Origin of the sequence: Salimicrobium jeotgali (assembly GCF_001685435.2) — a bacterium.
GTDB classification, from domain to species: domain Bacteria; phylum Bacillota; class Bacilli; order Bacillales; family Halobacillaceae; genus Salimicrobium; species Salimicrobium album.
This window is the reverse complement of the sequence record NZ_CP011361.2, coordinates 1,009,104-1,034,188: the sequence shown is the minus strand read 5'-3', so window position 1 is coordinate 1,034,188 and position 25,085 is coordinate 1,009,104. Positions and strand designations below refer to the sequence as shown.

Annotated in this window: 23 protein-coding genes and 2 other annotated features; of the genes, 1 reads left to right on the top strand and 22 read right to left on the bottom strand. The window is 46.2% G+C overall.

Annotated features, from left to right (window positions below; genetic code table 11):
- Positions 1–61 precede the first annotated feature (61 nt).
- The 16 genes from rpmA to hemA form a co-directional block, all read right to left on the bottom strand.
- Positions 62–352, bottom strand: coding sequence for a 50S ribosomal protein L27 (gene rpmA, locus AAV35_RS05130; protein ID WP_008588663.1), 291 nt, complete (start codon positions 350–352; stop codon positions 62–64).
- A 14-nt stretch (positions 353–366) separates the two neighbouring features.
- Positions 367–687 carry a ribosomal-processing cysteine protease Prp gene (locus AAV35_RS05125; protein ID WP_008588662.1) on the bottom strand — a complete coding sequence of 107 codons (321 nt, stop codon included), beginning with the start codon at positions 685–687 and terminating at the stop codon, positions 367–369.
- Between the two features lie 11 nt (positions 688–698).
- The gene (gene rplU / locus AAV35_RS05120) at positions 699–1,007 is read right to left on the bottom strand and encodes a 50S ribosomal protein L21 (protein ID WP_008588661.1); all 309 of its coding nucleotides are present in this window, start codon (positions 1,005–1,007) and stop codon (positions 699–701) included.
- 13 nt (positions 1,008–1,020) lie between these two features.
- Positions 1,021–1,093 (bottom strand) — a sequence feature (ribosomal protein L21 leader region).
- 204 nt (positions 1,094–1,297) lie between these two features.
- Positions 1,298–1,816 (bottom strand): rod shape-determining protein MreD, encoded by a 519-nt coding sequence (mreD, locus tag AAV35_RS05115; protein ID WP_008588660.1) that lies wholly within the window; start codon positions 1,814–1,816, stop codon positions 1,298–1,300.
- Positions 1,813–2,685 (bottom strand): rod shape-determining protein MreC, encoded by an 873-nt coding sequence (gene mreC, locus AAV35_RS05110; protein WP_008588659.1) that lies wholly within the window; start codon positions 2,683–2,685, stop codon positions 1,813–1,815. Before mreC ends, mreD begins: the two co-directional genes overlap by 4 nt.
- Positions 2,686–2,697: 12 nt before the next feature.
- Entirely contained in the window at positions 2,698–3,738 is a 1,041-nt protein-coding gene (locus tag AAV35_RS05105; RefSeq protein ID WP_008588658.1) for a rod shape-determining protein, read from the bottom strand.
- A 133-nt stretch (positions 3,739–3,871) separates the two neighbouring features.
- Complete coding sequence (gene radC, locus AAV35_RS05100; protein WP_052034740.1) at positions 3,872–4,501, bottom strand: RadC family protein; 630 nt, start codon at positions 4,499–4,501, stop codon at positions 3,872–3,874.
- Positions 4,502–4,791: 290 nt separating this feature from the next.
- Positions 4,792–5,532 carry a prepilin peptidase gene (locus AAV35_RS05095; protein WP_008588656.1) on the bottom strand — a complete coding sequence of 247 codons (741 nt, stop codon included), beginning with the start codon at positions 5,530–5,532 and terminating at the stop codon, positions 4,792–4,794.
- 159 nt (positions 5,533–5,691) lie between these two features.
- Complete coding sequence (locus AAV35_RS05090) at positions 5,692–6,951, bottom strand: bifunctional folylpolyglutamate synthase/dihydrofolate synthase (protein ID WP_008588655.1); 1,260 nt, start codon at positions 6,949–6,951, stop codon at positions 5,692–5,694.
- A 73-nt stretch (positions 6,952–7,024) separates the two neighbouring features.
- Complete coding sequence (locus tag AAV35_RS05085) at positions 7,025–9,661, bottom strand: valine--tRNA ligase (RefSeq protein ID WP_008588654.1); 2,637 nt, start codon at positions 9,659–9,661, stop codon at positions 7,025–7,027.
- Positions 9,662–9,703: 42 nt separating this feature from the next.
- Positions 9,704–9,927: a binding site (T-box leader), on the bottom strand.
- A 143-nt stretch (positions 9,928–10,070) separates the two neighbouring features.
- On the bottom strand, positions 10,071–11,354 hold the full coding sequence (gene hemL, locus AAV35_RS05080; RefSeq protein WP_008588653.1) for a glutamate-1-semialdehyde 2,1-aminomutase: 1,284 nt from the start codon (positions 11,352–11,354) through the stop codon (positions 10,071–10,073).
- An 18-nt stretch (positions 11,355–11,372) separates the two neighbouring features.
- Positions 11,373–12,347, bottom strand: a complete 975-nt coding sequence (gene hemB / locus AAV35_RS05075) for a porphobilinogen synthase (protein WP_008588652.1) — start codon at positions 12,345–12,347, stop codon at positions 11,373–11,375.
- Between the two features lie 5 nt (positions 12,348–12,352).
- Entirely contained in the window at positions 12,353–13,120 is a 768-nt protein-coding gene (locus AAV35_RS05070; protein ID WP_008588651.1) for a uroporphyrinogen-III synthase, read from the bottom strand.
- A complete protein-coding gene (gene hemC / locus AAV35_RS05065) occupies positions 13,120–14,049 on the bottom strand; it encodes a hydroxymethylbilane synthase (protein ID WP_008588650.1) in 930 nt (309 codons plus the stop codon). The genes AAV35_RS05070 and hemC overlap by 1 nt, the downstream gene beginning before the upstream one ends.
- Before the next feature lie 18 nt (positions 14,050–14,067).
- Positions 14,068–14,889: a cytochrome C assembly family protein gene (locus AAV35_RS05060; protein WP_008588649.1), complete on the bottom strand. Its 822-nt coding sequence runs from the start codon at positions 14,887–14,889 to the stop codon at positions 14,068–14,070.
- Positions 14,890–14,903: 14 nt separating this feature from the next.
- On the bottom strand, positions 14,904–16,277 hold the full coding sequence (gene hemA, locus AAV35_RS05055; RefSeq protein WP_008588648.1) for a glutamyl-tRNA reductase: 1,374 nt from the start codon (positions 16,275–16,277) through the stop codon (positions 14,904–14,906).
- 239 nt (positions 16,278–16,516) lie between these two features.
- Between hemA and AAV35_RS05050 the strand changes: the two genes are divergently transcribed.
- Positions 16,517–16,984 (top strand): hypothetical protein, encoded by a 468-nt coding sequence (locus tag AAV35_RS05050; protein ID WP_008588647.1) that lies wholly within the window; start codon positions 16,517–16,519, stop codon positions 16,982–16,984.
- Positions 16,985–17,036: 52 nt separating this feature from the next.
- Here the strand turns inward: AAV35_RS05050 and AAV35_RS05045 are convergent, their stop codons facing one another.
- From AAV35_RS05045 to AAV35_RS05020, 6 genes are all read right to left on the bottom strand, one after another.
- Positions 17,037–17,771 carry an amino acid ABC transporter ATP-binding protein gene (locus AAV35_RS05045; protein ID WP_008588646.1) on the bottom strand — a complete coding sequence of 245 codons (735 nt, stop codon included), beginning with the start codon at positions 17,769–17,771 and terminating at the stop codon, positions 17,037–17,039.
- A 170-nt stretch (positions 17,772–17,941) separates the two neighbouring features.
- Complete coding sequence (gene yihA / locus AAV35_RS05040) at positions 17,942–18,529, bottom strand: ribosome biogenesis GTP-binding protein YihA/YsxC (protein WP_008588645.1); 588 nt, start codon at positions 18,527–18,529, stop codon at positions 17,942–17,944.
- Positions 18,516–20,843, bottom strand: a complete 2,328-nt coding sequence (lon, locus tag AAV35_RS05035; RefSeq protein WP_008588644.1) for an endopeptidase La — start codon at positions 20,841–20,843, stop codon at positions 18,516–18,518. Before lon ends, yihA begins: the two co-directional genes overlap by 14 nt.
- 137 nt (positions 20,844–20,980) lie before the next feature.
- The gene (gene clpX / locus AAV35_RS05030) at positions 20,981–22,252 is read right to left on the bottom strand and encodes an ATP-dependent protease ATP-binding subunit ClpX (protein ID WP_008588643.1); all 1,272 of its coding nucleotides are present in this window, start codon (positions 22,250–22,252) and stop codon (positions 20,981–20,983) included.
- Between the two features lie 280 nt (positions 22,253–22,532).
- A complete protein-coding gene (gene tig, locus AAV35_RS05025; protein WP_008588642.1) occupies positions 22,533–23,819 on the bottom strand; it encodes a trigger factor in 1,287 nt (428 codons plus the stop codon).
- 130 nt (positions 23,820–23,949) lie between these two features.
- On the bottom strand, positions 23,950–24,930 hold the full coding sequence (locus AAV35_RS05020) for a hypothetical protein (RefSeq protein ID WP_008588641.1): 981 nt from the start codon (positions 24,928–24,930) through the stop codon (positions 23,950–23,952).
- Between the last annotated feature and the right edge of the window lie 155 nt (positions 24,931–25,085).

Here is a 25,085-nt window from a genome sequence, read left to right as displayed (position 1 = left end):
GATAAAGAAAAAACCACGTCCATGCAAAAAGCACGGCGTGGCTTCATCTTCATATAGCAATTTACGCTTCTTGTGCTGCAGGGTATACGCTGACTTTTTTACGATCGCGACCGTAACGTTCGAATTTTACAACCCCGTCTGCTTTAGCGAAAAGTGTGTCATCGCCACCGATACCCACGTTTGTACCCGGGTAAATTTTAGTGCCGCGTTGACGGTAAAGAATGGAACCGCTCGTTACTGACTGGCCGTCAGCACGCTTAGCTCCAAGACGCTTACTCTCGGAGTCGCGTCCGTTTTTAGAGCTTCCCTGACCTTTTTTCTGGGAGAAAAATTGCAAATCTAGACGTAGCATGAATTCCACCTCCTTCAGTTTATGATTGTAATATATTGAGAATAATCCTGTTCGATAGTTCTCAGGGAAATAAGCAGCCCCTCCAGGAGAGTCAATGCTTTTTCCTCTTCTTTATCTTTCCCGGTAAGAATGACTTTAAGGTAGCCACCTTCACCGCCCTGGACTATTTCCGGTTCGCAGCCTGCCACTTCCATCAATGCATTGGCTGCACCGAAAGAAACAGCCGATACTGCAGCACATACAAGATCATGTCCATAAGGACCGCTCTCTGCATGACCGGAAATTTCAAATCCAAGAATACGCTGATCCGCGGAAAGAATTTTAGCTGTAATCATATGTTCAACCCTTACGCGTCGATTTTGTCGATAACGACTTTTGTATAAGGCTGACGATGACCCTGTTTACGCTTGTAGTTCTTCTTCGGCTTGTATTTGAACACGGTAATCTTTTTCTGAAGACCATGCTTGGCTACTTTAGCCGTTACAGAAGCACCATCCACAAATGGAGCGCCTACTTTGGAATTGTCTCCGCCGACGAACAATACTTTGTCGAAAGTTACGGATTCACCATCGGCAGCGTCCAGTTTCTCAACGTAGACTTCCTGACCTTCTTCTACTTTCACCTGTTTTCCACCAGTTTCAATAATTGCGTACATACGTGCACCTCCTCATTAAACTAAGACTCGCCATCCAGGTACCATATTCATGGTTTATGACCTGTCCTGAGCGGTTGTAGCAGTGAAGTGCTACAAGATTAACAAACTAATGTTATCACAACCGGAAACCCCATGTCAATCAATCATCTGAACGACGGCTGTTACTGTTGCGGGCTCTCTTTCAAGCCCGCAGTAAATTTTACTAAACCGGAAGTATAAAATCAATGAAAAACGATGGGATCTACGTCCGAAAATCGTAAGCCTGCTGCACCGATCCTCCCCCTTATCTATTAAGAATACTTCCGCCATTTCATCAGCGTGTTTTTGAAAAGCAGGTAAAGGAGCACGAATACTATCAGATTCACAAGTAACGTAGGACCGAGTCGTTGAAGTATAAACTGCAGAAAATGACCCTCAGCGACCTCGAGTGCAGAGTAGAACACGTACAAAAGAGTATATGCAAATGAAACACCTGCAAGAACAAGCAGCGTCACGACCGGAAAATTGGTGTGGAAAAGTTTATTCAGTCCGTGTATGGTATAAACCACTACTGCGTAGACGAGCATATGTACTCCGATGAGTCCGGTGTAGGCTACATCCATAAACAGTCCCGCCCCCAGAGCGTACCAGAGCGTCCGGTAAGTATCATTGGAATCATAGAAAAGACTCATAAGAAGAAGGAAGACGAGAGTCCACTGCGGGGTCATAACAGTCTCCCCCCGTATAAGAGATTCGGAAAAAATATTTACGATGGTTCCTTCCAGAACGATAAACAGCAGAATAAAGATTGAAAGTTTTACAGTTTTCATGAATTTTCTTCCTTGCTGGCTTTACCTTGCTGAACGGAACGTCTGGCGATAATCACCTGGTTGATTTCATAAAGATCAGCTGCAGGCTCAATATAAGCGGTTTTTGTCAAACCATATTCATCATTCTTCACTTCATCCACCGTGCCGATTTGAAGTCTGCTCGGAAAGACCCCGCCAAGACCGGTGGAGATGACTTTCTCCCCTTTTTTCAGCTTAACGTCAAGGTTTATGCCACCGAGCAGGAGTCGTCCTGACTCTTCATCATAACCCTCTACAAGACCGAACACATTATCTCCATTTTTCTTCACTACCCAGGAAGAGATTTTGTTCGACGTATCGAACCCGCTCAACAATTTCACGGTTGAGTGAAAAGCAGCTGTAGATTGTACTTTTCCGATAAGACCTTCCTTCGTGATTACGGCCATATCTTTCTCGACTCCATGCTTGGAACCGCGATTGATCGTAACCTGCTCAAACCATTTTTCCGGACTTCTCGCGATGACGCTTGCCTGAACCGGTGAATATTTCTCAAGACCTTCCGCCCGTTCCATTGTTCCCCGAAGCTCTTCGACTTCTTCTTCCAATTCCTGATTCTCTACAATCAGTCCTTCGTACTCTGCAAGTCTTTCTTTCAGCACTTCGTTCTGTTCGTATACCCGGAGCACATCCTGGAACGTTTCAATGGAGTTATCCACCCACTCCACCGGTGTGTGGATTATGGACTGCAGCACTCCTGTGGTATCGAGTATAAACCTCTCGGGGGCCGAAATATTTTCCCTTTCCCTTATAGAAAAGCCGATCAGTGTTACAAAAATAATAAATGCTACAAGTACCAGTATAAGTATTTTTCTTCTAAAAAATGAAGGCATGGGCTCTCATTCCTAATCTCTTAGACTTTGGTCTGCGACGTTCGGACGGGATTTGAAATGTTTCATATAGTCCAGGGAATGTCCGGTGCCTATAGCTACACAATCCAGAGGCTCATCAGCTATGAAGACGGGCAATCCCGTTTCTTCGCTGAGCACTCTGTCAAACCCTTTGAGCAGGGCTCCGCCTCCGGTAAGGACGATTCCCCGTTCCATTATGTCGGCAGCCAGTTCCGGGGGAGTTTTCTCCAGCGTAGCCCGCACGGCTTCACCGATGGAAGAAATCGTTCCGGAGAGCGCCTCCGAAATTTCTTCCGGGTACACGGAAATGGTTCTCGGGAAGCCGGTCAGCAGATCCCTGCCTCTGATCTCCATCCCTTCTGTCTCTCCAAGGTTCATAGCTGCACCGATAGTGAATTTAATTTCCTCGGCCGTTCGCTCTCCCACCATCAGGTTATGAGTTTTGCGGATGTAATTTGTGATTGCTGCATCCATTTCATCCCCGGCGATTCTTATGGACTGGCTGGTTACTATACCACCCAGAGAAATAACCGCAACCTCCGTCGTTCCTCCGCCTATGTCGACGATCATACTGCCGGTAGGATCCCATACCGGCAGGCCTGCACCGATGGCTGCCGCAAAAGGCTCTTCGATTGTAAAAGCGTCTTTTGCGCCCGCCTGCTTTGTGGCATCGATAACAGCACGTTCCTCTACCGAAGTGATTCCATAAGGAACACAAATTATTACATTGGGCTTGCCCGCAAACGAAGAACCGTTTTTCAAAGATTTCTGCATATAATACTTTACCATCTCCGTGGTCGTTTCATAGTCTGCAATCACCCCGCCCCTCATCGGCCGTATAACTTTAATGTTTTCAGGGGTCCGGCCTATCATGACATGGGCTTCCTGCCCGATCGCTTCTATACTGCCGGTTCGTATATTTTTAGCTACTACGGAAGGTTCACGCATTACTACTCCTTTATTTTTCATAAAAACGAGAGTATTAGCCGTGCCGAGATCAATACCTATATCTTTGGAAAGTCCAAAAAAACCCAATACTATCTTCCTTTCTGTAACACCATGGATAAGAACAAGCGCCAGATGTAAGGGAACCTTACATTATGGCGCTTCTCGTTTCACGCTTATTTAATTATAAGAGAAATCGAATAAAATAGATAGAGGTTGGCGGTCATAGATAGCCTTTTTCTTTTAAAGAAATAAACGTGCCATCTCCTATTATTAAGTGATCAAGCATTTCTATTCCGATGATTTTACCGCACTCAGCTATCCGTTTAGTTACCTGTATATCTTCTCTTGAAGGTGCAGGATCGCCGGAGGGGTGGTTGTGTACGCATACAATAGAAGCAGCCGATCTCTTCACCGCTTCTTTGAATACCTCCCGCGGGTGAACTATGGAGCTGTTGAGGCTCCCGACGAATACCGTTCGCCTGGCCAGGACGCGGTTTTTGACATCGAGAAAAAGGGCTACGAAATGTTCCTGTTTTAAATGTTTCATTTCTTCCATTACATATTCTGCTCCATCTTCCGGACTCCGGATCAGATAACCTTCCTCCCTTTTTTCACGATACACTCTGTTCCCCAACTCGATAGCTGCGATGACCTGCATCGCTTTCGCAGCCCCAATGCCCCTGATAGCCGTCAGATCTTCCACAGTCGCTTCCCGGAGTCCGTCCACACCCTGCAGAGACACGAGAATTTCTCTTGACAGACTTTCTATCGGCATCCCTTTTGTTCCTTTGGAAAGCAGCACAGCCAGCAGTTCTCTTACTGTCAGCCTTTCTGCTCCGTACATAAGCATCTTTTCTCTTGACCCCTGCTCTCTCGTATGAATAACTTTTTCCAAATCAGTTCTCCTTTAGGACAATTCTTATCCGTGCACGGCTAAGTATCGTCATTATACCCGAGCGTGCATTTTCAGGAAAAGAACCGTAAATGAAATAATCCGAAGCCTATTCCTGAAAAATTGAAAAAAGATCAGATGAAATGACTATTATTTTACCGGCAGGCAGAGGATATACAAAACTTATCTACATTTAGCTTTTTATCACGATTTTTTTGGATACGACCAGCAATTTCCATGTACGTGGCTCAAAAGTGTCCAAGATACCATTCTATTAATGGTGTTCCGTAAAAGTTGGTCACACAGGCACCCGCCAGAATAAAAGGAGCAAACGGTACAGGCTGTCTGCCGGAAATCACTTTCGTTATAATCAGCAATCCGCCTGTAAGCGCTCCAAGTGAAGAGGAGATCAGGAATATAAGGAAAAGTTTCTCCACGCCCATCATGAAACCGAGCAGACCGAATAATTTCATGTCGCCTCCGCCCATCCCCCCTCTGCTGAGGAGAATGACCCCGGCCGTAACACCTGCTCCGACTCCTCCGCCTATTACCTGCGACCAGTATGAGAGGGGAGGGTCTATGAGGAAATAAAGCATGTAGCAGAGAGAGAATGTAATCAGAACAGAGGAGGGAAGTATCATGCTGGTTATATCCGAAACGATGAAAATGTGCGTGAGAGCACCGAGTAAGAGGGAATAAATAAGAGGGGGAGTGAAACCGTGGTACAGAAAAGCGAAAGAGAAGTACGCACCCGAGAAAAGCTCCATTGCAGGATACATCAGGGAGATGTGGGCCCGGCAGCCGCTGCATTTTCCCCGTAAAAACAGCCAGGACAACAGCGGTATCAGTTCATACCAATGCAGATCTTTACAGCAATGCGGGCAGTAGGAACGTGAGTGTGCAAACAGGGACTTTGCGGGGGCACGCAATCCGACTACATTAAAAAATGAACCAAAAACCAGACCTAAAACGAAAAAGACAGCCGTCATGTATTCACCTTTCTTCCATCTGTATTCAGCATCCCGGTCATTCTTGAATGAATTTTCAAAAATTTCAAGTGCTATACCCAGTATAGGGAACCTTCCGTCACTCGTCCACTGTTATATGTATGAACCGGGGAGAGATTCATCTCCCTCCCCGGTTCTTCCTTACGTATACATTTTCCTTACTTCCGATATAAAATAAAGCGAACCGGTCCAGAGGATCACATCCCCGGCATCTGCCGAATTCAATACACTCCGGTACGCCTCTTCCGGATTCATAAAGTAGGGGATGTCGCTGTTCATATTACGATAATCTTCTTTCTTCAATGATTTCGGAAAATCGAAAGAAACGGTGGCGAGGGAAGCCGCTGTTTTCTTCAGCATCCCGAGCATTTCTGCAGCCGGTTTCCCTTCAACGGCTCCATATATAACATGTATTCTTCTATCTTTATACAGCTCCTCCACCGTTTCCACCAGAGCTTCTGTTCCTTCGTAATTATGGGCACCATCGAGAAGCGTCAATGGATTCCGGGAGACGATTTCCATTCTTCCGGGCCATGTCGTTTCTTTCAGCGCTTTCTCGTATAGACTGCGGCTTATCTTCCATCCGAGCTCCTTCAACACTTCCACCGTCGTAACGGCGAGAGCTGCATTTCTTTTCTGGTGCGCTCCGAGCATCGACAGCTCATACGTGTCTTCATGCCGGAAATTATATATAAACTGATGCTCCGCTTCTTTCTGTACCACAGAGAAATCTTTTTCCAGTTCATATAAAGGTGCATGAAGCTTCAGTGAGGTTTCTTTAATTACTTTTTTCGCCTCCTGATTCCTCACCCCGCTGACTACGGGGACGTGACTTTTAATGATTCCTGCTTTCTGGGCGGCAATTTCCCCGTAACTGTGCCCGAGTATATCCTGATGATCCAACCCGATATTCGTAATGACAGACAGAAGAGGGGCTACAATGTTCGTCGAATCGTAAAGCCCCCCGAGACCTGTTTCAATAATAGCTATATCGACATTTTTTTCCTGAAAGTATAAAAAGCTCATGACCGTTATAACTTCAAACTCTGTAGGTTCCCCTCCCGGTAAAGAGGACGCCTCTTCCACAAGCGGTTTCACTTTATATATAAGACGGATCAGCTCCTCATTGTTGATCGCTTCTCCGTTCAGACTTATCCTTTCATTAAAATGAGTGATATAGGGGGAAGTGAACGTACCTACGGAATACCCCTGTTCGATCAATAGATATTTTAAAAATGATGTTGTCGATCCTTTCCCGTTTGTTCCTGCTATGTGTACGACCGGCACAGCTTTCTCGGGGTGCCCCAGTTTTTCCGCCAGCCATTCCATCCTTTCCAGTCCGGGCTTGATTTTGAACTTGCTCCGGCCATGGATCCATTCCAGTGCTTCTTCTTTATTCATTTTTACACCTCACCTGCAACCGTGTAACTTTTCATGAAAAAAGGCACCTGCCTGGCGGTGCCCCTTTTCCCTTCTAAGCTTTAAGTTCTTCGATACGTGCTTCCACTTTGGCACGCTTATCCAGATAGTCCGCTTCTTTTTCTTTCTCGGCCTCCACTACGTGAGCCGGAGCTTTGGAAACGAATTTCTCGTTGGCCAGCTTCCCTTGCACGCGTTTTACTTCTTCTTCCCACTTTTTCCGTTCTTTCTCAAGACGGGCAATTTCATCCTCTATATTCATCAGGCCTTCGAGAGGAAGGTAAAGAGAAGCACCTGTAACGACAGCAGACATTGCCTTACCGGGAGCTTCGACTTCAGTATCGATGGTAAGCTCGCTCGGATTACAGAATTTCTCCAGATAATCACGGTTCATTTCAAGCTCTCCGACGACTTCCCGGCTCTCCGCCTGAATAAGCAATTTAATCTGTTTCGACATCGGAGTGTCCACTTCCGCGCGAATGTTGCGTACTGCCCGGATGATGGATACGAGCCTCTCCATTTCTGTAACAGCCTGACGATTATTTAATGATTCATCAGCCTGCGGCCATTCACTCACCGTGATGGAAGGTCCTTCATGAGGAAGGTGCTGCCAAATCTCTTCCGTGATAAAAGGCATGAATGGATGAAGCATGCGCATAATACGGTCAAGTGTGTATGCCAGGACCGAACGGGTGGTGTGAATCCGCTCTTCATTCTCACTGTAGAGAGGTAGTTTGGCCATTTCGATATACCAGTCGCAGAAATCATCCCAGATAAAGTTGTAAAGGTGCCGCCCTGCTTCACCGAAATCGTACCCGTCCACGTTTTTCGTCACCTTCTCGATGGTTTCGTTGAGTCTGGTCAAAATCCATTCGTCCGCGACTGTCCTGTTTTTCGTAATATCGATGTCCTCCACGCGCAGGTCACCCATATTCATCAGCGCAAAGCGTGAAGCGTTCCATATTTTATTCGCAAAGTTCCAGGTGGACTCCACTTTTTCCCAGGTGAAACGCATGTCCTGTCCCGGGGAAGAGCTGGTGGAAAGGAGGTAACGGAGTGAATCCGCTCCATACTTATCAATAACATCCATCGGATCCACGCCGTTTCCGAGAGATTTACTCATCTTACGTCCTTCTCCGTCACGGACGAGGCCGTGGATAAGGACATCTTCAAAAGGACGCCGGTCTGTGAACTCGATCGACTGGAAAATCATGCGGCTGACCCAGAAGAAAATGATGTCATAACCGGTTACGAGGGCGTTCGTAGGGAAATAGCGCTTAAAGTCTTCGCTCTCTTCATCCGGCCAACCCATAGTGGAAAAAGGCCACAACGCAGAAGAAAACCATGTATCAAGGACATCCGCGTCCTGTTCCCATTCTCCTTCATTCTCCGGAGCTTCTTTCCCTACATAAATTTCCCCGGTCTCTTTATGGTACCATGCGGGAATCCGGTGACCCCACCACAGCTGACGGGAAATACACCAGTCTCTGATATTCTCCATCCAGTTCAAATACGTTTTTTCAAACCGATCCGGTACGAAGTTGACTTTATCATCTGTCTTTTGCTGCGCCACTGCGGCTTCTGCGAGCGGTCCCATGTCGACGAACCACTGTGTGGATAAATAAGGTTCCACGACAGCACCGCTCCGCTCGGAGTGACCGACCGAATGCATATGCTCTTCAATTTCAGTCAACACACCCTGCTCCTGCAGATCTTTCACCAGCTGTTTACGGCAGTCGAACCGGTCCATCCCTTCATAGACTCCGGCTTTTTCGTTCATCGTCCCGTCTTCATTCATAATCAGAACACGTTCGAGGTTATGACGGTTGCCGATTTCAAAATCATTCGGATCGTGGGCAGGGGTGATCTTAACAGCCCCGGAACCGAACTCTCTGTCTACATAATCGTCCGCCACAATCTCCAGTTCCCTTCCGATGATCGGGAGGACCGCTTTCTTCCCGATAAGATGCGCGTAACGCTCATCTTCCGGGTGTACAGCGATCGCCGTATCGCCAAGCATCGTTTCCGGCCGTGTCGTAGCAATGGAAATCGATCCCTCTTCGCCCTTCAACGGATAGCTCATGTGGTAGAACGCTCCCTGCACCTCTTTATATTCCACCTCTATATCGGATAAAGCCGTCTGGGTAGCAGGGTCCCAGTTGATGATATACTCTCCCCTGTAAATCAGATCCTTTTCATAGAGACGTACAAACACTTCCTTCACCGCATCCGAAAGTCCGCTGTCCAGGGTGAAACGTTCACGGGAGTAATCGAGACCAAGTCCCATCTTTTCCCACTGGGACCGGATAAAATCAGCATACTCCCCCTTCCATTCCCAGGACTTCTCGAGAAACTTTTCCCGGCCGAGATCATAGCGGGAAGTACCCTGTTCTTTCAGTTTCGCTTCCACTTTTGCCTGGGTGGCTATTCCGGCGTGGTCCATTCCGGGCAGCCATAAAACGTCGTAGCCCTGCATTCTTTTCACCCGGGTGATAATATCCTGCAGCGTCGTGTCCCAGGCGTGCCCAAGGTGTAATTTACCGGTAACGTTCGGCGGTGGAATTACGACTGTATACGGTTCCTTTTCCCCCGTTCCTTCCGCTTCGAAGTATTTTCCTTCGAGCCAGAACTGATAGCGGTCTTTCTCCACTTCCGTCGGGTCATATTTAGTCGACATTTCAATATCTTTCATTATTCATCCTCCTCTTCTCCATACAAAAGACCCTTTCCTCCAGCTAAGGACGAAAGGGTCTTTTCCGTGGTACCACCTTAATTTACAGATATATTCTGTACTCTTCGTTCGGATATAACGGTCCGCGTCCGGCTTTTCCTACTGGATCAAGTTCAGAAAAGCTGCTAATAGAGCTACCTTCTGTCTACAGTGGTTTAGAAAACTTTCAGCGTTTGTTTTCCTCTCTTAAAACGTATAGACGTACTCTTCTCCATCATGGCAGTTTCTTTATCCTTTTTCTCTTTTAATTGTATAGAACAGCTTCCATGCCGTCAACGAAAATATCCATGGACCGGACCGACTTCTGATTCATATCCACTCTGTTACAATAAACGGGGCAGCCTCCGCAGAGACTGCCCCGATCAAATGATTATAGTGTTTTGAATACCTTTTTCACTGCGCTGATCGTCTTCTCAATGTCCTCGTCCGTGTGGGCCGCTGATAAAAAGAGGCCTTCGAACTGGGAAGGAGGAAGGAAAATACCTTCTTCGATCATCCCGCGGTAATACTTCGCAAAACGTTCCGTATCGGAATTACCCGCTGTTTCAAAATTAGTGACAGCGTTATCGTTGAAAAATACTCCAACCATAGAACCGGCACGGTTGATGGCAAGCGGTATATCGTTTTCGTCCGCCGCCTCACGGAAACCTTCGACCAGACGATCCACTTTCTGTTCGATCGTTCCGTAGGTCTCTTCAGTCATTTGACGAAGTGTCTCATAACCGGCCGTCATCGCAAGCGGGTTACCGGAGAGCGTACCTGCCTGATATACTTTTCCGACAGGAGCTATCGTTTCCATGATTTCACGTTTACCTCCATAAGCCCCGACCGGCAGGCCGCCGCCGATCACTTTTCCGAGACAGGTCATATCCGGTGTTACACCGAAGTGTCCCTGAGCACTATTATAACCTACGCGGAAACCGCTCATGACTTCGTCGAAGATAAGCACTGTTCCATGCTCCTCCGTAATTTCACGCAACCCCTGGAGGAAACCATTCTCCGGCGGTACGACTCCCATATTGCCGGACACAGGTTCCACGATTACAGCGGCAAGTTCGTCCCCGTACTGTTCGAATGCATAACGCACGCTTTCAAGATCGTTGTACGGAACGGTAATCGTATTTTCGGCTACGGATTTAGGAACTCCGGGGGAATCAGGAAGGCCGAGAGTCGCTACCCCCGAACCCGCCTTAATCAATAAGGAATCTCCGTGACCATGGTAGTTCCCTTCGAATTTAAGTATTTTATCTCTACCCGTATAACCTCTCGCCGCTCGCAAAGCACTCATAGTAGCTTCTGTGCCGGAGTTGACCATACGCATCATCTCAATGGAAGGTACCCGGTCGATGACCAGCTCTGCAAGCTTGTTCTCAATAACCGTGGGAGTACCGAAACTGGTACCTTTCGCAACCATCTTCTTCAGTTCGTTCACTACCTGCTCGTTGGCGTGGCCGAGAATCAGAGGGCCCCAGCTGAGTACATAATCGATATATTCATTACCATCAATATCGGTAATTTTAGACCCTTTCCCTTCTTCCATGAACAGGGCGTCCATGTTCACGGAATTAAAGGCACGTACAGGAGAGTTAACCCCTCCCGGCATTATCTCTTTCGCTGTTTTGAATTCAGAAATAGAGTTACCAAACTTTTTCATTATGACACCTTCCTTCACTTATTCTTTCAGCCATCTTGCCATATCTTTGGCGTGATACGTTACGATAAGATCGGCTCCGGCCCGTTTCATGGATAAGAGCTTCTCCGTTACGATAGCTTTCTCATCAACCCATCCCTGGCTTGCAGCTGCTTTGATCATGGAATATTCTCCGCTCACATTATATGCAACAAGTGGAACATCCGTCTCTTCTCTAGTATCTCTCAGTATATCCATATAGCTGAGGGCAGGTTTTATAATGAGAAAATCGGCTCCTTCTTCAAGATCCGACTTGACTTCCCGTTTTGCTTCCAGCCGGTTCGCAGGGTCCATCTGATACGTATCCCTGTCCCCGAACTGCGGCGTGCTGTGGGCAGCATCCCGAAAAGGGCCGTAGAAAGCAGAAGAGTACTTAACTGCGTATGACATAATCGGTGTTTGAGGGAAGCCGGACTCATCCAGAGCTTTCCTGATATACGTCACGAAACCGTCCATCATGTTAGAAGGCGCGATAATGTCTGCTCCCGCTTCAGCCTGAGTCACCGCCGTTTTAGCAAGAAGTTCAAGAGAGGTATCATTCTCGATCACTCCGCCGTTCACGACTCCACAGTGTCCGTGATCGGTATACTGACAAAGACAGGTGTCTGCGACTACTGTCAGCTGTGGAGCATAGTCTTTGATGAAGCGTATCGATTTCTGGACGATGCCATCATCGTTATAGGCTTCTTTCCCGTAAGGATCCTTCACCTCCGGAACTCCGAAAATGATGACGGAAGTAAGTCCAAGCTCTATAATTTCGTCGAGCTCTTTCTTCAGGTTGTTATAGGAGACCTGATAAACCCCGGGCATGGACCCTACATCGTTATTTTCTGTCGCCCCTTCAACAACAAATAAAGGAAATATAAAATCTTCAGGATGCAGGTGGGTCTCCCGCACCATCGACCGAAGAGAAGCCGACTGTCTCAATCTTCTATGTCTTTTAAATTCATTAGCCATCCGTTTCATCCTTTCTCGTTAAAATACTTCTCCATCTTTTCAATAAGCGCTTCCGCTGTGAAAGTCGCAGGGCTTTGTATATTTGTAAATCCGACGTTCGCGGCCTGTCTTTCTGTAGTAGGACCGATGCAGAAACAAGGAAGATCAAGTGCCCTGTTGCAAAGCGTCCCCGAAAGCTCACAAAACGCTGTTACAGCGGAAGGACTGAAAAAAGTAAGGGCATCCCAGCTTTCATTTCCAAGCCTCTCCTGTAACTCTGACGCTTTCTCTTTCAATATTAACGTATCATAAGCAGTCATCGAATCAAAAGAAATGTGATGTTCCTTAAGGCCTTCCCGTACCGTTTCCCTCGAAAGGTTGCCCCGTACGTATAGTACCCGCTCATTACTTCCGAGCATCGGCACCCATTCTTTCACTAAAAATTCCGCAGAATAAGAGGAAGGAAGAAAGGAAACGGTTCTTCCTTCCTCTTCGAGCGCCAATTTCGTCTTTGGGCCCACTGCCGCATATTTAATTCCTTCCGGAGCTGATTCCAGATGTTCCCTAATCAACTCATTGAAAAACCATACTCCGTTCGTGCTCGTGAGGAGCACCCAGTCGTAGGAAGCCAGATTCTTAAGAAGGCGGACGTTTTCTTCACTGTCCCTTTTAACAAAAGAAAGCAGAGGGACAGCAGTCACACCGGCCCCTCTGCTTTCAAGACGTTCCTTTAACGTATCGGCCTGATGCCTGGCCCTTGTAATCAGGACTTCTTTTCCCGAAAGAGAAGACATTACTGCTCAAACTCCTCTTTGGCGTCTTCGATAATTTTTGCAGCACCGCGGTCTCTCAGAAGATCGGCAGCCTCTTTACCTACAGCTACAGGATCGGTGCCGGTCACGATTTCGTGAAGAATCGTCTCTCCATCAGGTGTTCCCACCAGTGCAGATAGTGTATACTGGTCCCCTTCGCGATATGCATATCCTCCAATCGGCACCTGACAGCCGCCGTCCAAATCATGAAGAAATTTACGTTCAGCGCTGACGGTCGCTGCCGTATATTCATGATTTAATTTAGCCAGAAGCTCTCTCAGTTCATCGTCATCATCACGACACTGGATAGCAAGCGCCCCCTGTCCGATTGCAGGTACACAAACTTCCGGATCGAGAAATTCAGTGACGACTTCTTCTGTCCAGCCCATCCGTTTCAGACCGGCAGCAGCAAGAACGATGGCATCAAAATCTTCTTCTTTCAACTTTCTTAGACGGGTACCTATATTACCGCGGATCCATTTCACTTCCACATCCGGCCTTACCGCTTTTATCTGGGCAGAACGACGGAGGCTGCTCGTACCAACTATTGCTCCTTCCGGAAGATCTTTCAGAGTCGTATTGTCCTTCGACACGAAAGCGTCTCTGTGATCTTCACGCACCGGAACCGAGGAGAGAGAAAGACCTTCCGTCACTACCGAAGGCATATCTTTCATACTGTGTACGGCCATGTCAATTTCTTTGCTGTACATGGAGTCCTCGATTTCTTTAATGAATAACCCTTTCCCTCCGACTTTCGAAAGGGTGACGTTCAATATTTCATCCCCACGAGTGGAGATTCTTTTGATTTCGAATTCATAGGAAGGATCGATCTGTTTCAACTGGTCTATTACCCACTCTGTCTGGCTTATAGCCAAGTCACTTTTTCTTGACCCGATAACAATTTTACGCACAATAGTTCCTCCTAATAATTAAAAATGAAAGTTTGATAATGAACTGAACAGAAAGAAGTTGATGAGTAAGAGAAGAAAAGCCCCTATATTATAGGTTGAAATGAGTCTTCCCTGAAATCCCCGTACAACCTTTAGAAACAGCCAGATCATATAAACAAATACAACTATAATCGAACCTACTGTTTTAAAGTCCATCCAGTAGAATACGTCTTCGGAAATGTAGCCCCAGACGACCCCGAGCACAATCGCTATCAGAAGGACGGGCACGGCAAGAACAATAAATAAGTAAGATAACCGCTCCAGTTTAGCCAAATCCCCGAGCCTTGCGAGACGGTTCCGCCACTTTTTACTTTTCAGCCAGCGATATTGTAACAGGTAAAGTACTGAAAATATGAAAGAGAGGGTGAAGAACCCGTAGGAGATGATAGCCAGCGTCACATGTACTACCAGCATTTCGTTTACAAGCTCCACTCCGCCTTCCCCCATGTCCCTCTGGGCCCGGGTCATCAGATGAATAATCATCACCGAAAAACCGATGACGTTCGTGAAGAAAATAATAAAATCCACCCGGAACAGCCGGTTCAGCACTAAAGAGAAAGTCACAAGGATCCAGGCATAAAAATAAAGACCGTCATAAACGGTCGTGACGGGAAAATCATCTTTTATGAAGATTTGGGATAAAAGAAAAACCGTTTGCAGCGTCCAGACTATCCCGAGTAACCAGAAAGCGATCTTGTTCGCTCTCCGGTCCCCCTGGATGAAATCTATAAAATAGCCGGTAAGGCTGAGACCATAAAATAAAATGATGATTTCATAAATCCACTTAAGGTCAAGTACCATAGGTTGTCCACCTTTTAAGCCTGAGTCATGTTCTGTAACGCAGGGAACGTCAATATCCCTTTATCATCGACCTTAACAGCGTGGTTATTTTTTTGTTCCTGAATTTTCACCTGTTCCTGCACTTCTTCTTCAATGCCGAAGATTTGAGTGAGCAGCTGCAGCGATTCTTCTGCACCAGGTTCATTGGCGAGTTCTTTTGCCTGGGTAATCGGTTCTTTCAGCATCTGGTTCACAATGCTTTTCGTGTGTTTGTTCAGTACTTTCCTTTCGCGGGCGCTCAGTTCAGGCAGCTTCCTCTCGATACTTTCCATCGTTTCCGCCTGAATGCCGAGAGCTTTCTGACGCAGCGCAGAAATGACCGGAACCACTCCAAGCGTCCGCAGCCATTCATTGAATTCAACGATTTCGGCTTCAATCATAAGCTCGATCTCTTCTGCCGCTTTCTTCCGCTCCGAAAGGTTTTCGTCCACGATTCCCTGCAAGTCGTCAATGTCATAAAGAAACATGCCTTCAAGATCGGCGATACCTGGATCAAGATCTCTCGGTACAGCGATATCGACGAAGAACAAAGGATTCCCTTTTCTCTTTCTGTGAGCCCGTGCAACCATATCTTTCGTAATGACGTATTCATCAGACCCCGTAGAGCTGATGACGATATCCGCCTCTTCAAGAATTCGCTCACGGTCCTCCAGAGTAGTAGCCTCTCCGGAGAACTGAGAAGCTACTGCTTCGGCTTTTTGCAATGTCCGGTTAAGTACTGTCACCTTACCGACGCCAAAACCGAAAAGGTTCTTGGCTGCCAGTTCTCCCATTTTACCGGCACCGATGATAGCGATGTGTTTATCTTTCAACTCTCCGAACACTTTTTTGGAAAGCTCCACCGCAGCGTAACTTACAGATGCGGCGTTCTCTCCGATCGCTGTTTCCTTATGGCCTTTCTTCGCTACAGTGACTGCCTGCTTGAACAGCTGATTGAAAACTGTACCGGTCGTGCCTGAGCCTTGAGAAAGTTGAAACGCCTGTTTCACCTGGCCGAGAATCTGCGTTTCTCCCAGAACCATAGAATCGAGTCCTGCCGAGACTCTCATCAGATGTTCGATTGCCCCGTCCGCTTCATATACAATCAAGTGAGGCGAAAACTCCTGCTTTTCAATATTGAACCACTTTTCCAGAAAATCTTTAATGTAGTAACGGCCAGTATGTATCTGATCCGCCACTACGTACAGTTCTGTGCGGTTGCACGTGGACAATATCACGTTTTCCATAATGCTTTTCTGAGCATTTAAAGTTTTCATCGCTTCTGCATGATCAGCTTCGGAAAACGCGAGCTTCTCCCTGATAGCAAGAGGGGCGGTTCGGTAATTAATACTTACAGCTAAAATATGCATGACATATACCCCCATCATGTGTCCGTACCTTATCACAACTCATATTTACCATTGTAACATGAATTTTTACCTCTGTTAGAATAACTTATGGACAGAATATGAAAGTCTTATGATACGATATAAGAAAGATTCTAAAAATTCTTTACCAGATTAGAATTAATTTAAATAAGAGCTATTAATAATATATCAAAAGCTTGTTCATTCCACAAGAAAATTACATCCCGGAGGTTCTTTCGTTTATGAAAAAATACTACTTTCTGATTGCAATGGTTTTAACAGCTATCGGCGTTTTCTTTCTCTTTAAACAGTTTCCTATCCCTTTTATCGGCACTCCGTTTGGAGGTGTGTCCCTGTTCGCCTTCCTGACAGTCGCTCTTTTCATTCACGCCAGACGCGTACGGGAGACGCCGCTGCTGTTTTTCCAGGCCATGGTCCTGCTTATCCTGTGGCAGCTTTTCGCCGAAACGAATATAGCTGTGTGGCCTGAGCATTGGAGTATGTACATCGTTTATATCGGTATTGCACTTATGTTAAGCAGAAAAGTGAAAATCGGGTTGCTGCCTCTTGCTGTCGGACTCGGCATTCTCCTCGTTCCAGCCATCGAGTCGCTTTTTTTCTGGGTGCCGCCTGTAGTGACATACATAAAAATGTACTTCAGTATCCTTTTCCTGCTGCTCGGGGGATATTACTTTTACAAACAGAAATAAACAGAAGCCACGGTTCCTGTTTCCCGGGATCGCGGCTTCTGTCTTTGAACTTTTAGACGTATATAGACTGAAGAAACTGTTTCGTCCTGTCGTTTTGCGGATGCTCGAATATCTCCTCCGGCGTCCCTTCCTCCACGATACGGCCGTCATGCATATAGACGACTCTGTCCGCTGCTTCTCTGGCAAAACGCATCTCGTGCGTTACGGCAACCATCGTCATCCCCTCCTTGGCAAGATCCTTCATCGTTTGCAGAACTTCCCCGATCAGTTCGGGATCAAGAGCCGAAGTAGGTTCATCGAAAAGCATAATCAAGGGGTTCATAGCTAATGCCCTGGCTATAGCTACACGCTGCTTCTGCCCCCCGGAGAGACGGTTCGGGAAGACATCTTCCTTGTCGCTGAGTCCCACCTTATTAAGCAGCTCACGGGCTTTATGTGCTGCCTTATCTTTTTCCATTTTCCTAACCTGAAGAGGAGCTTCCATCACGTTCTCCAGAACCGTTTTATGAGGAAAAAGATTGAACTGCTGGAAGACCATCCCTATGTTCTGCCTGATTTCGTTCAGCTTGTCCTTCCGTTCGTCCACACGCTTTCCGTGAAGTGAAATTTCTCCACTGTCTTTCATCTCCAAAAAATTCAGACAGCGCAGTAATGTACTTTTACCGGAACCGCTTGCTCCGATAATTACGACAACTTCCCCTTCCTTCACGTTGAAATGAATATCTTTCAGTACTTGCAGTTCTCCAAATGACTTATTCAAAGCCTGTACATCAATAACTTCGTTCATTTTCACCTCTCCCAGCATTAACGGTTTTCACTAAAAATATCACGGAACGCCTGAAAAGGAAAGAGCTCACCTTCACCAGCCAATAAGTAAGAAAGGCCCGAACGATTCTGCGAATCGAACGGGCCTCCCTGGTTCTGTAATATCAGTGTTTTTATCTGACCACCGGTCTTCTACATTTTCAGATGGGAGCGCAGGGACTTCCAGGCTTCATCTTTACCTTCGGAGGTTTCCGCAGAGAAAAGGATGAGCGGATCCTTTTCATCAACTTCCAGCACCTCACGTATAAGCTTCTTCTGAGCCGGGCGCTTCCCTTTCTTAACCTTATCCATTTTCGTAGCGATAATCGTTACCGGAAGGTCGTGATATTTAAAATAATCGTACATCATACAGTCTTCATCGGTCGGTTCATGCCGTAAGTCCACGACAAGAACTGCCGAAACGAGCTGTTCCCGTTCCCCGAAATATTCATCCATCATCTTTCCCCAGCGTGTTCTTTCCGCTTTGGAGACTTTCGCATACCCGTACCCGGGTACATCCACGAAGTGAAAAGATTTATTGATGATGTAGAAATTGAGCGTCTGCGTCTTCCCCGGCTTCCCTGAAGTGCGGGCCAGATTTTTACGCTGGATCATCGTATTGATGAACGATGATTTCCCTACGTTGGAACGCCCCGCAAGCGCAATCTCCGGAATCGGATCGCTCGGATACTGGGTCTTACTTACAGCACTGATAACTATTTCCGCTTCATTTACTCTCATTTTTCTCACCCGTCAATGCCTGCTCGAGCACCTCATCAAGATGCTTCACAGGAATGAATGTCAAATCGTTCCGGACACTTTCCGGGATGTCGTCTAAATCCTTTTTGTTTTCAAAGGGGATAATTATCCTTGTCAGTCCGGCCCGATGAGCACTGAGAGCTTTCTGTTTCAGCCCGCCGATAGGAAGGACGCGGCCTCTCAGTGTAATCTCCCCGGTCATCCCCACCTCTTTCGACACAGCACGACCTGTAAGTGCGGAGACGAGAGCAGTAGCCATCGTGATACCTGCTGAAGGACCATCTTTAGGCGTGGCTCCTTCCGGCACGTGAATGTGGATATCATTTTTCTCTACGAAGTCGGAAGAGATATTCAGCTCATCCGCCCTGGTGCGAATATAGCTGAAAGCGGCCTGGGCCGACTCTTTCATCACGTCACCTAATTTCCCGGTAAGTGTGAGATTGCCTTTACCCGGGGAGACGGAAACTTCAATGGACAACGTATCACCGCCGGCTGCTGTATAGGCAAGGCCGGTGGCTGCCCCTACCTGATCTTCAAGTTCTGCCTGACCATACCGGAATTTAGGGCGGCCGATGAGTTCTTCTATCATTTTCTCCGTAACAATTACCCGCTTCTTCTCTCCGGAAACGATTATTTTAGCAGCTTTCCGGCAGACGTTGGCGATTTCACGTTCAAGTCCGCGCACACCCGCTTCCCGTGTATAACGTCTGATAAGTTTCATAAGAGCGTCATCCCGGAACTGAAGCTGATTCCTCGTCAGCCCGTTCTCTGTAATCTGTTTACCTAAAAGATGTTCTTTTGCAATGTGAAGTTTTTCGACCTCGGTATATCCAGCAATCTGAATCACTTCCATCCTGTCCATGAGCGGACCGGGGATTGTGGACATTGTATTGGCTGTAGCTACGAACAGAACGTTCGAAAGATCATAATCTTCTTCAATATAGTGGTCACTGAACGTTGCGTTCTGTTCAGGATCGAGAACTTCAAGCATCGCAGAAGACGGGTCGCCCCGGAAATCACTGGCCATTTTATCTATCTCATCCAGCAGGAAGACCGGGTTGACAGTCTCTGCACGTTTCATACCCTGAATAATTCTCCCCGGCATAGCTCCAATATAAGTACGCCGGTGTCCACGAACCTCAGCCTCATCTCTTATACCGCCGACAGATATCCTTACGAATTTACGGTTGATCGCCCGCGCTATGGACTTTGCGAGAGACGTTTTCCCGACGCCCGGGGGACCGACGAGACAAAGAATCGGTCCTTTAATGGATTGGGTCAGCTGTTGCACAGCCAAATACTCCAATATACGTTCTTTTACTTTATCAAGACCGTAATGGTCCTCCTCGAGAATCTCTTCCGCGTGCGGCACATCCAGATTATCTTCCGTTTCGGTCGTCCAGGGCAGTACGACGAGCCACTCAATATAATTACGTATGACGGAGCTCTCGGCTGAACTTTGAGGAACTTTTTCGTACCTCCCCAGCTCTTTAAGAGCTACCAGTTCAATCCGCTCAGGCATATTTGCATTTTCAATTTTTTCTTTCAGCTCCGCAACTTCCCCGGACTTTCCATCTTTATCGCCCAGTTCGTTCTGGATAGCTTTCATCTGTTCCCGAAGGTAATACTCTTTTTGGGTATTTTCCATCGATTTTTTTACACGCTGTCCGATTTTCTGTTCTATCTGCAGAACTTCACGTTCGTTGCCTATAATGTCAATGACACGTTTCAGTCTCTCTTTTACTTCTGAAGTTTCAAGAACTCCCTGCTTTTCCTTGATTTTAATCGGAAGGTGAGACGCTACCATATCGGCAAGATGGGAAGGGTCATCGATATCGGCCAAAGTGTCGTAAGTTTCTTTCGTTACTTTTTTCGATATTTTTACGTACTGTTCGAATTGTTCCATGAGCGTACGTGTCAAAGCTTCTTCTTCATTCCGATCCCCCTGCACTTCCTGTAACGCAGTGACGGTCGTTTCGAAATGTTCTTCTTTTTCCTTTATTTCTTTTACTTTTGCCCGCTCCACGCCTTCGACGAGGACGCGGTGCGTACCATTCGGCAGTTTCACCATCTGTTTCACGAAAGCTACTGTACCTACCTCGTAAAGGTCGTCACTTTCAGGCTCATCCACGCTTGTTTCTTTTTGTGCAATCAACATAACGTGACTGTCATCGATCATAGCTTCTTCTAAAGCTTTCACTGATTTCTCACGACCGACATCCAGGTGAAGCACCATTGAAGGATAGACGAGCAATCCTCTCAGCGGAAGTAGAGGGTATGTTTTACTTTCAGTCATTCGTTACACCTCCTGATATTATTTTCATTCCATATTTGTCCGGAAGAATTATGTAAAGAAAGAATACAAATCAAAAAAACAGAAAAGAGAAGCCGCGCTTAAACTAGCGCGGCTAAGCTTTATTCCGCCTGAAGTGCTCAGGCGCTTTTTGGACTTTTCGGTTCTTCCACCGTACCATCGGTCAATATAAGACGAGGACGGCCACCTTCCATTTTCACCGTTTCTTTCGTGATGACACATTTCTCGATATCATCCCTTGAAGGCAGGTCGAACATTACATCGAGCATGATCCCTTCAATGATAGACCGCAGTCCACGCGCACCTGTTTTCCGTTCGATAGCTAATCTGGAAATTTCGCGAAGAGCATCTTCTTCAAATTCAAGTTCGACATCATCGATCTGAAGGAGTTTCTGATACTGTTTCACGAGAGCGTTTTTCGGCTGAGTGAGGATTTCTACAAGCGCATCTTCATCGAGCTGCTCAAGGCTTCCAATCACCGGAAGACGACCTATGAATTCCGGAATAAGTCCGTAACTCAGCAGGTCTTCAGGAAGCACTTTCGTAAGCAGTTCCTGTTTCTCGGAATCCGGCTGCGCCTGTTCGGACCCAAAACCGATCACTTTTCGTCCGAGACGACGTTTAATGATCTGATCGATACCATCGAATGCACCGCCAACGATAAACAGGATATTCGTAGTATCAATCTGGATAAATTCCTGATGAGGATGCTTACGTCCCCCTTGCGGAGGCACGCTCGCCTGAGTTCCTTCGAGAATTTTCAGAAGGGCCTGTTGCACACCTTCTCCGGAAACATCACGTGTGATGGACGGGTTCTCGGACTTACGGGCGACTTTATCGATCTCATCAATATAGATAATACCTTTTTCGGCTTTCTCTACATCATAATCTGCTGCCTGAATCAGTTTAAGGATAATATTCTCTACGTCCTCGCCAACGTACCCGGCTTCCGTAAGGGAAGTTGCATCGGCAATGGCAAACGGTACATTGAGAATACGGGCCAGTGTCTGAGCCAACAACGTCTTCCCGCTACCAGTAGGCCCAAGCATAAGAATGTTACTCTTCGCAAGCTCCACTTCATCATTCTTCGCAGTTGTCGTATTCACACGTTTGTAGTGGTTATAAACCGCAACGGATAAGTTCTTCTTCGCCTGCTCCTGACCAATGACGTAATCGCCCAGGATATTGTGGATTTCTTCAGGCTTCGGAACTTCTTTGAATTCCGTTTCTTCTTCATTACCCAGTTCTTCTTCGACTATCTCTGTACACAGTTCAATACACTCATCACAAATATATACACCCGGACCTGCTACAAGCTTTCGTACCTGATCCTGGCTTTTACCGCAAAACGAGCACTTGAGCTGCCCTTTTTCTTCATTAAATTTAAACATTACTTTCACCCTTTCCAAAATGATGCCAAGGCTAACCCGCACTATCTTTCGCTTATCATACCAAATAAATCGATATTTAAAAAGTAAAAGGCTGCCCTTCCTGCTGACGACATCACATAATATTATGCAGAGACTGTACATGCAGGTCAAACGCTTAGTAATTCTTATTATGTATAGATACGATTGACTATCATAATGATATGACTTATTAATGACAAATTGCAAATAATATGAGAAAACAAGGCGGGGATATTCCTCGCCTTGTTTTTGTCATCACTCATTATACTGTTTTGCTGTTCTGCTCAAGTACTTCAATCGCTTTTTGGATTTTCAGATCATCTTTGACCATGTCTGTATTTCCTCCAAGCATCTGCTTCAGATTCTCAACGTCCGTCTGATACATAGCGGACATATTTTCAAGTTCCTTATTCACATCTTCTTCGGTTACTTCGACGTTTTCAGCCTGAGCAATCGCCTCAAGCGTCATGTTCGTCTTCACGCGCTTTTCAGCATCTTCTTTCATCTGCTCACGAAGCTGGTTGTCGTCCTGACCGGTGAACTGGAAGTACATTTCCTTCGTCATTCCCTGCATTTGCAGACGCTGTTCGAATTCGCTTATCATACGATCCAGCTCGGAGTCGACCATGGCCTGTGGAATTTCCACGGAAGCATTGTCGCTCGCCTGGTTGACGAGTGATTCGCGTTTCTGGTTCTCAGCCTCCTGCTGTTTCTGCTGTTCCAGGTTTTCACGGGTTTTCTTCTTCAGTTCATCCATTGTCTCAACGTCTTCGTCTACATCTTTAGCAAATTCATCATCAAGCTCAGGAAGTTCCTTGGCTTTCACTTCATGAATTTTAACTTTGAATGTCGCTTCTTTTCCGGCCAGCTCTTCAGCGTGGTAATCTTCCGGGAAGGTAATGTTCACATCAGGCTCTTCTCCGGCTTTCTTACCGACGAGCTGTTCTTCAAAACCTGGGATGAACGTGCCGGAGCCTATTTCAAGAGAATAGTTTTCGGCTTGACCGCCTTCAAACGCTTCTCCGTCAACGAAACCTTCGAAGTCCATAGCAACTGTGTCGCCTTCTTCGACTTCGCCTTCTTCTTTAACTACGAGCTCAGCCTGGTTTTCCTGTTGACGCTTAAGTTCTTCCTCTACGTCTTCATCGGTTACTTCAGTATCTGCCTCTTCTACTTCAAGACCTTTGTATTCGCCGAGTTCTACTTCAGGCTTAACAGTAACATCCGCTTTGAAAATAAGCGGTTCGCCTTTCTCAATCTGTTCCACATCCACTTCAGGCTGGTCTACCGGCTCAATGCCCGTTTCCTGTACAGCATCTGAATAAGCCTGTGGAAGAATGATATCAAGTGCATCCTGATAAAGAGATTCAACACCGAAACGGCCTTCGAAGATTTTACGCGGTACTTTTCCTTTACGGAATCCAGGTACCTGCACTTCTTTCACTACTTTGTTAAACGCCTGATCGAGCGCTTTATCGAATTCTTCAGGTGATACCTCTACTGTAAGGGTCCCCTGATTTCCTTCTTTCTTTTCCCAATTTGCTGACATAAAAAGTCCCTCCAACGTCATATTTTCATTTTTACATGGATCTGTTACAGACATGTGTACGAATCTAATTTACAACCACTATATTATAACATAATGCTGTTCTCTTTCAACAATAGAGGGGTTATTATGCTTATTCTCCTGTAATCGCCCTGTATTGTTGATTTGCGACTTCAATATCCTTCTTATAGGATTCAGTTTCCGGTCCCATTCTAATAGGTGTTTCTTCTAATTGCAAATACTCATTCCCGAGCATTTTCAATGCTTCTATTATGTAAGTCACTTCATTTTCCGTAGGAAGGAAAGGGTACCGGATATAAATGTAACGATGAAGCATCGTTACGATGATATCGTACATTATCGGATGTTCCTGCTCAATATGAGTAAGACGTAACTCTAAATGCTTTACTATGTAGTGTGTGGAAGGTGAACCTATTTCGACAGGGACGATGGATATGGTTTTACCAAATTTATGTATAGATGTGCTCTCTTCCACCCCGTGCGACTGGAACCATAGTATAATGGCTGTTTTTATTACCGGATGCGTTTCTTCATCCGTCAAATATCCACGGAATGTCTCCATCGAGGGCACCGGATCGAAGCTTTTCAATTTCATAAGAATACTATACTGTTTTTCTATTTGCTGCCCGTTTATAGCTTCCTGCCATTCCTCCATCAAATACTCTTGTTCTTCTTTTTGATGGGAGTCTTCGATGTCTTTACTTACGTTATACATCTGCCACAGCTGTGTCCTTACTTCACCAGGGAGATCCTCCTGTTCAAGCACTTCTTCCACCAGCGTCATCAGTTCCCTGTATTTTCCCTCATGGAATAGAATCGTTATATAAATATGTAGATATTGAAAATAAGCGGATTCACTGACCTTCATGCGATTCAGGCAAACTTCTTCCGCCTGCACGTATTCTCCCGTGCCTACCCAGGAAATTAACAGACCGGTAATCACTTCATCGTCAGCTTCCCGGTAATGGAACAAAGGTTCCAGTGATTCGATAGCTTCTTCGTACTGCTGATGACGGACCGCTTCCAGTCCTTTCTCCCGCAGCTTCTCCCTCCATTTCGGAAAAAGAACAACTTCTCCTTTGCTGTTTTCCATAACGCACCCTTCCTAACCGTTTTAAGTATGTACTTTATTCATTATATCAAACATGTATTTCAAAAGAAGAAATCCGCTTGAATTACCCTGATTACCTGTGATTATTCCCTTGAAGAGGCAAAAATAAAACTCTTCGAACTGATAACCGAAGAGTT

Bases quoted from the DNA above. Each gene is read 5' to 3' on its own strand.
- mreC (WP_008588659.1), bottom strand. From the start codon at position 2,685: ATGCCTTCATTTTTTAGAAGAAAAATACTTATACTGGTACTTGTAGCA.
- mreD (WP_008588660.1), bottom strand. From the start codon at position 1,816: ATGAAAACTGTAAAACTTTCAATCTTTATTCTGCTGTTTATCGTTCTG.
- AAV35_RS05050 (WP_008588647.1), top strand. From the start codon at position 16,517: ATGAAAAAATACTACTTTCTGATTGCAATGGTTTTAACAGCTATCGGC.
- tig (WP_008588642.1), bottom strand. From the start codon at position 23,819: ATGTCAGCAAATTGGGAAAAGAAAGAAGGAAATCAGGGGACCCTTACA.
- rplU (WP_008588661.1), bottom strand. From the start codon at position 1,007: ATGTACGCAATTATTGAAACTGGTGGAAAACAGGTGAAAGTAGAAGAA.
- hemB (WP_008588652.1), bottom strand. From the start codon at position 12,347: ATGGCTAATGAATTTAAAAGACATAGAAGATTGAGACAGTCGGCTTCT.
- AAV35_RS05060 (WP_008588649.1), bottom strand. From the start codon at position 14,889: ATGGTACTTGACCTTAAGTGGATTTATGAAATCATCATTTTATTTTAT.
- hemA (WP_008588648.1), bottom strand. From the start codon at position 16,277: ATGCATATTTTAGCTGTAAGTATTAATTACCGAACCGCCCCTCTTGCT.
- radC (WP_052034740.1), bottom strand. From the start codon at position 4,501: ATGCTTATGTACGGAGCAGAAAGGCTGACAGTAAGAGAACTGCTGGCT.
- lon (WP_008588644.1), bottom strand. From the start codon at position 20,843: ATGACTGAAAGTAAAACATACCCTCTACTTCCGCTGAGAGGATTGCTC.
- yihA (WP_008588645.1), bottom strand. From the start codon at position 18,529: ATGAGAGTAAATGAAGCGGAAATAGTTATCAGTGCTGTAAGTAAGACC.
- AAV35_RS05090 (WP_008588655.1), bottom strand. From the start codon at position 6,951: ATGAATAAAGAAGAAGCACTGGAATGGATCCATGGCCGGAGCAAGTTC.
- AAV35_RS05125 (WP_008588662.1), bottom strand. From the start codon at position 687: ATGATTACAGCTAAAATTCTTTCCGCGGATCAGCGTATTCTTGGATTT.
- hemL (WP_008588653.1), bottom strand. From the start codon at position 11,354: ATGAAAAAGTTTGGTAACTCTATTTCTGAATTCAAAACAGCGAAAGAG.
- clpX (WP_008588643.1), bottom strand. From the start codon at position 22,252: ATGTTTAAATTTAATGAAGAAAAAGGGCAGCTCAAGTGCTCGTTTTGC.
- AAV35_RS05085 (WP_008588654.1), bottom strand. From the start codon at position 9,661: ATGAAAGATATTGAAATGTCGACTAAATATGACCCGACGGAAGTGGAG.
- AAV35_RS05020 (WP_008588641.1), bottom strand. From the start codon at position 24,930: ATGGAAAACAGCAAAGGAGAAGTTGTTCTTTTTCCGAAATGGAGGGAG.
- AAV35_RS05045 (WP_008588646.1), bottom strand. From the start codon at position 17,771: ATGAACGAAGTTATTGATGTACAGGCTTTGAATAAGTCATTTGGAGAA.
- rpmA (WP_008588663.1), bottom strand. From the start codon at position 352: ATGCTACGTCTAGATTTGCAATTTTTCTCCCAGAAAAAAGGTCAGGGA.
- AAV35_RS05095 (WP_008588656.1), bottom strand. From the start codon at position 5,532: ATGACGGCTGTCTTTTTCGTTTTAGGTCTGGTTTTTGGTTCATTTTTT.
- AAV35_RS05070 (WP_008588651.1), bottom strand. From the start codon at position 13,120: ATGTCTTCTCTTTCGGGAAAAGAAGTCCTGATTACAAGGGCCAGGCAT.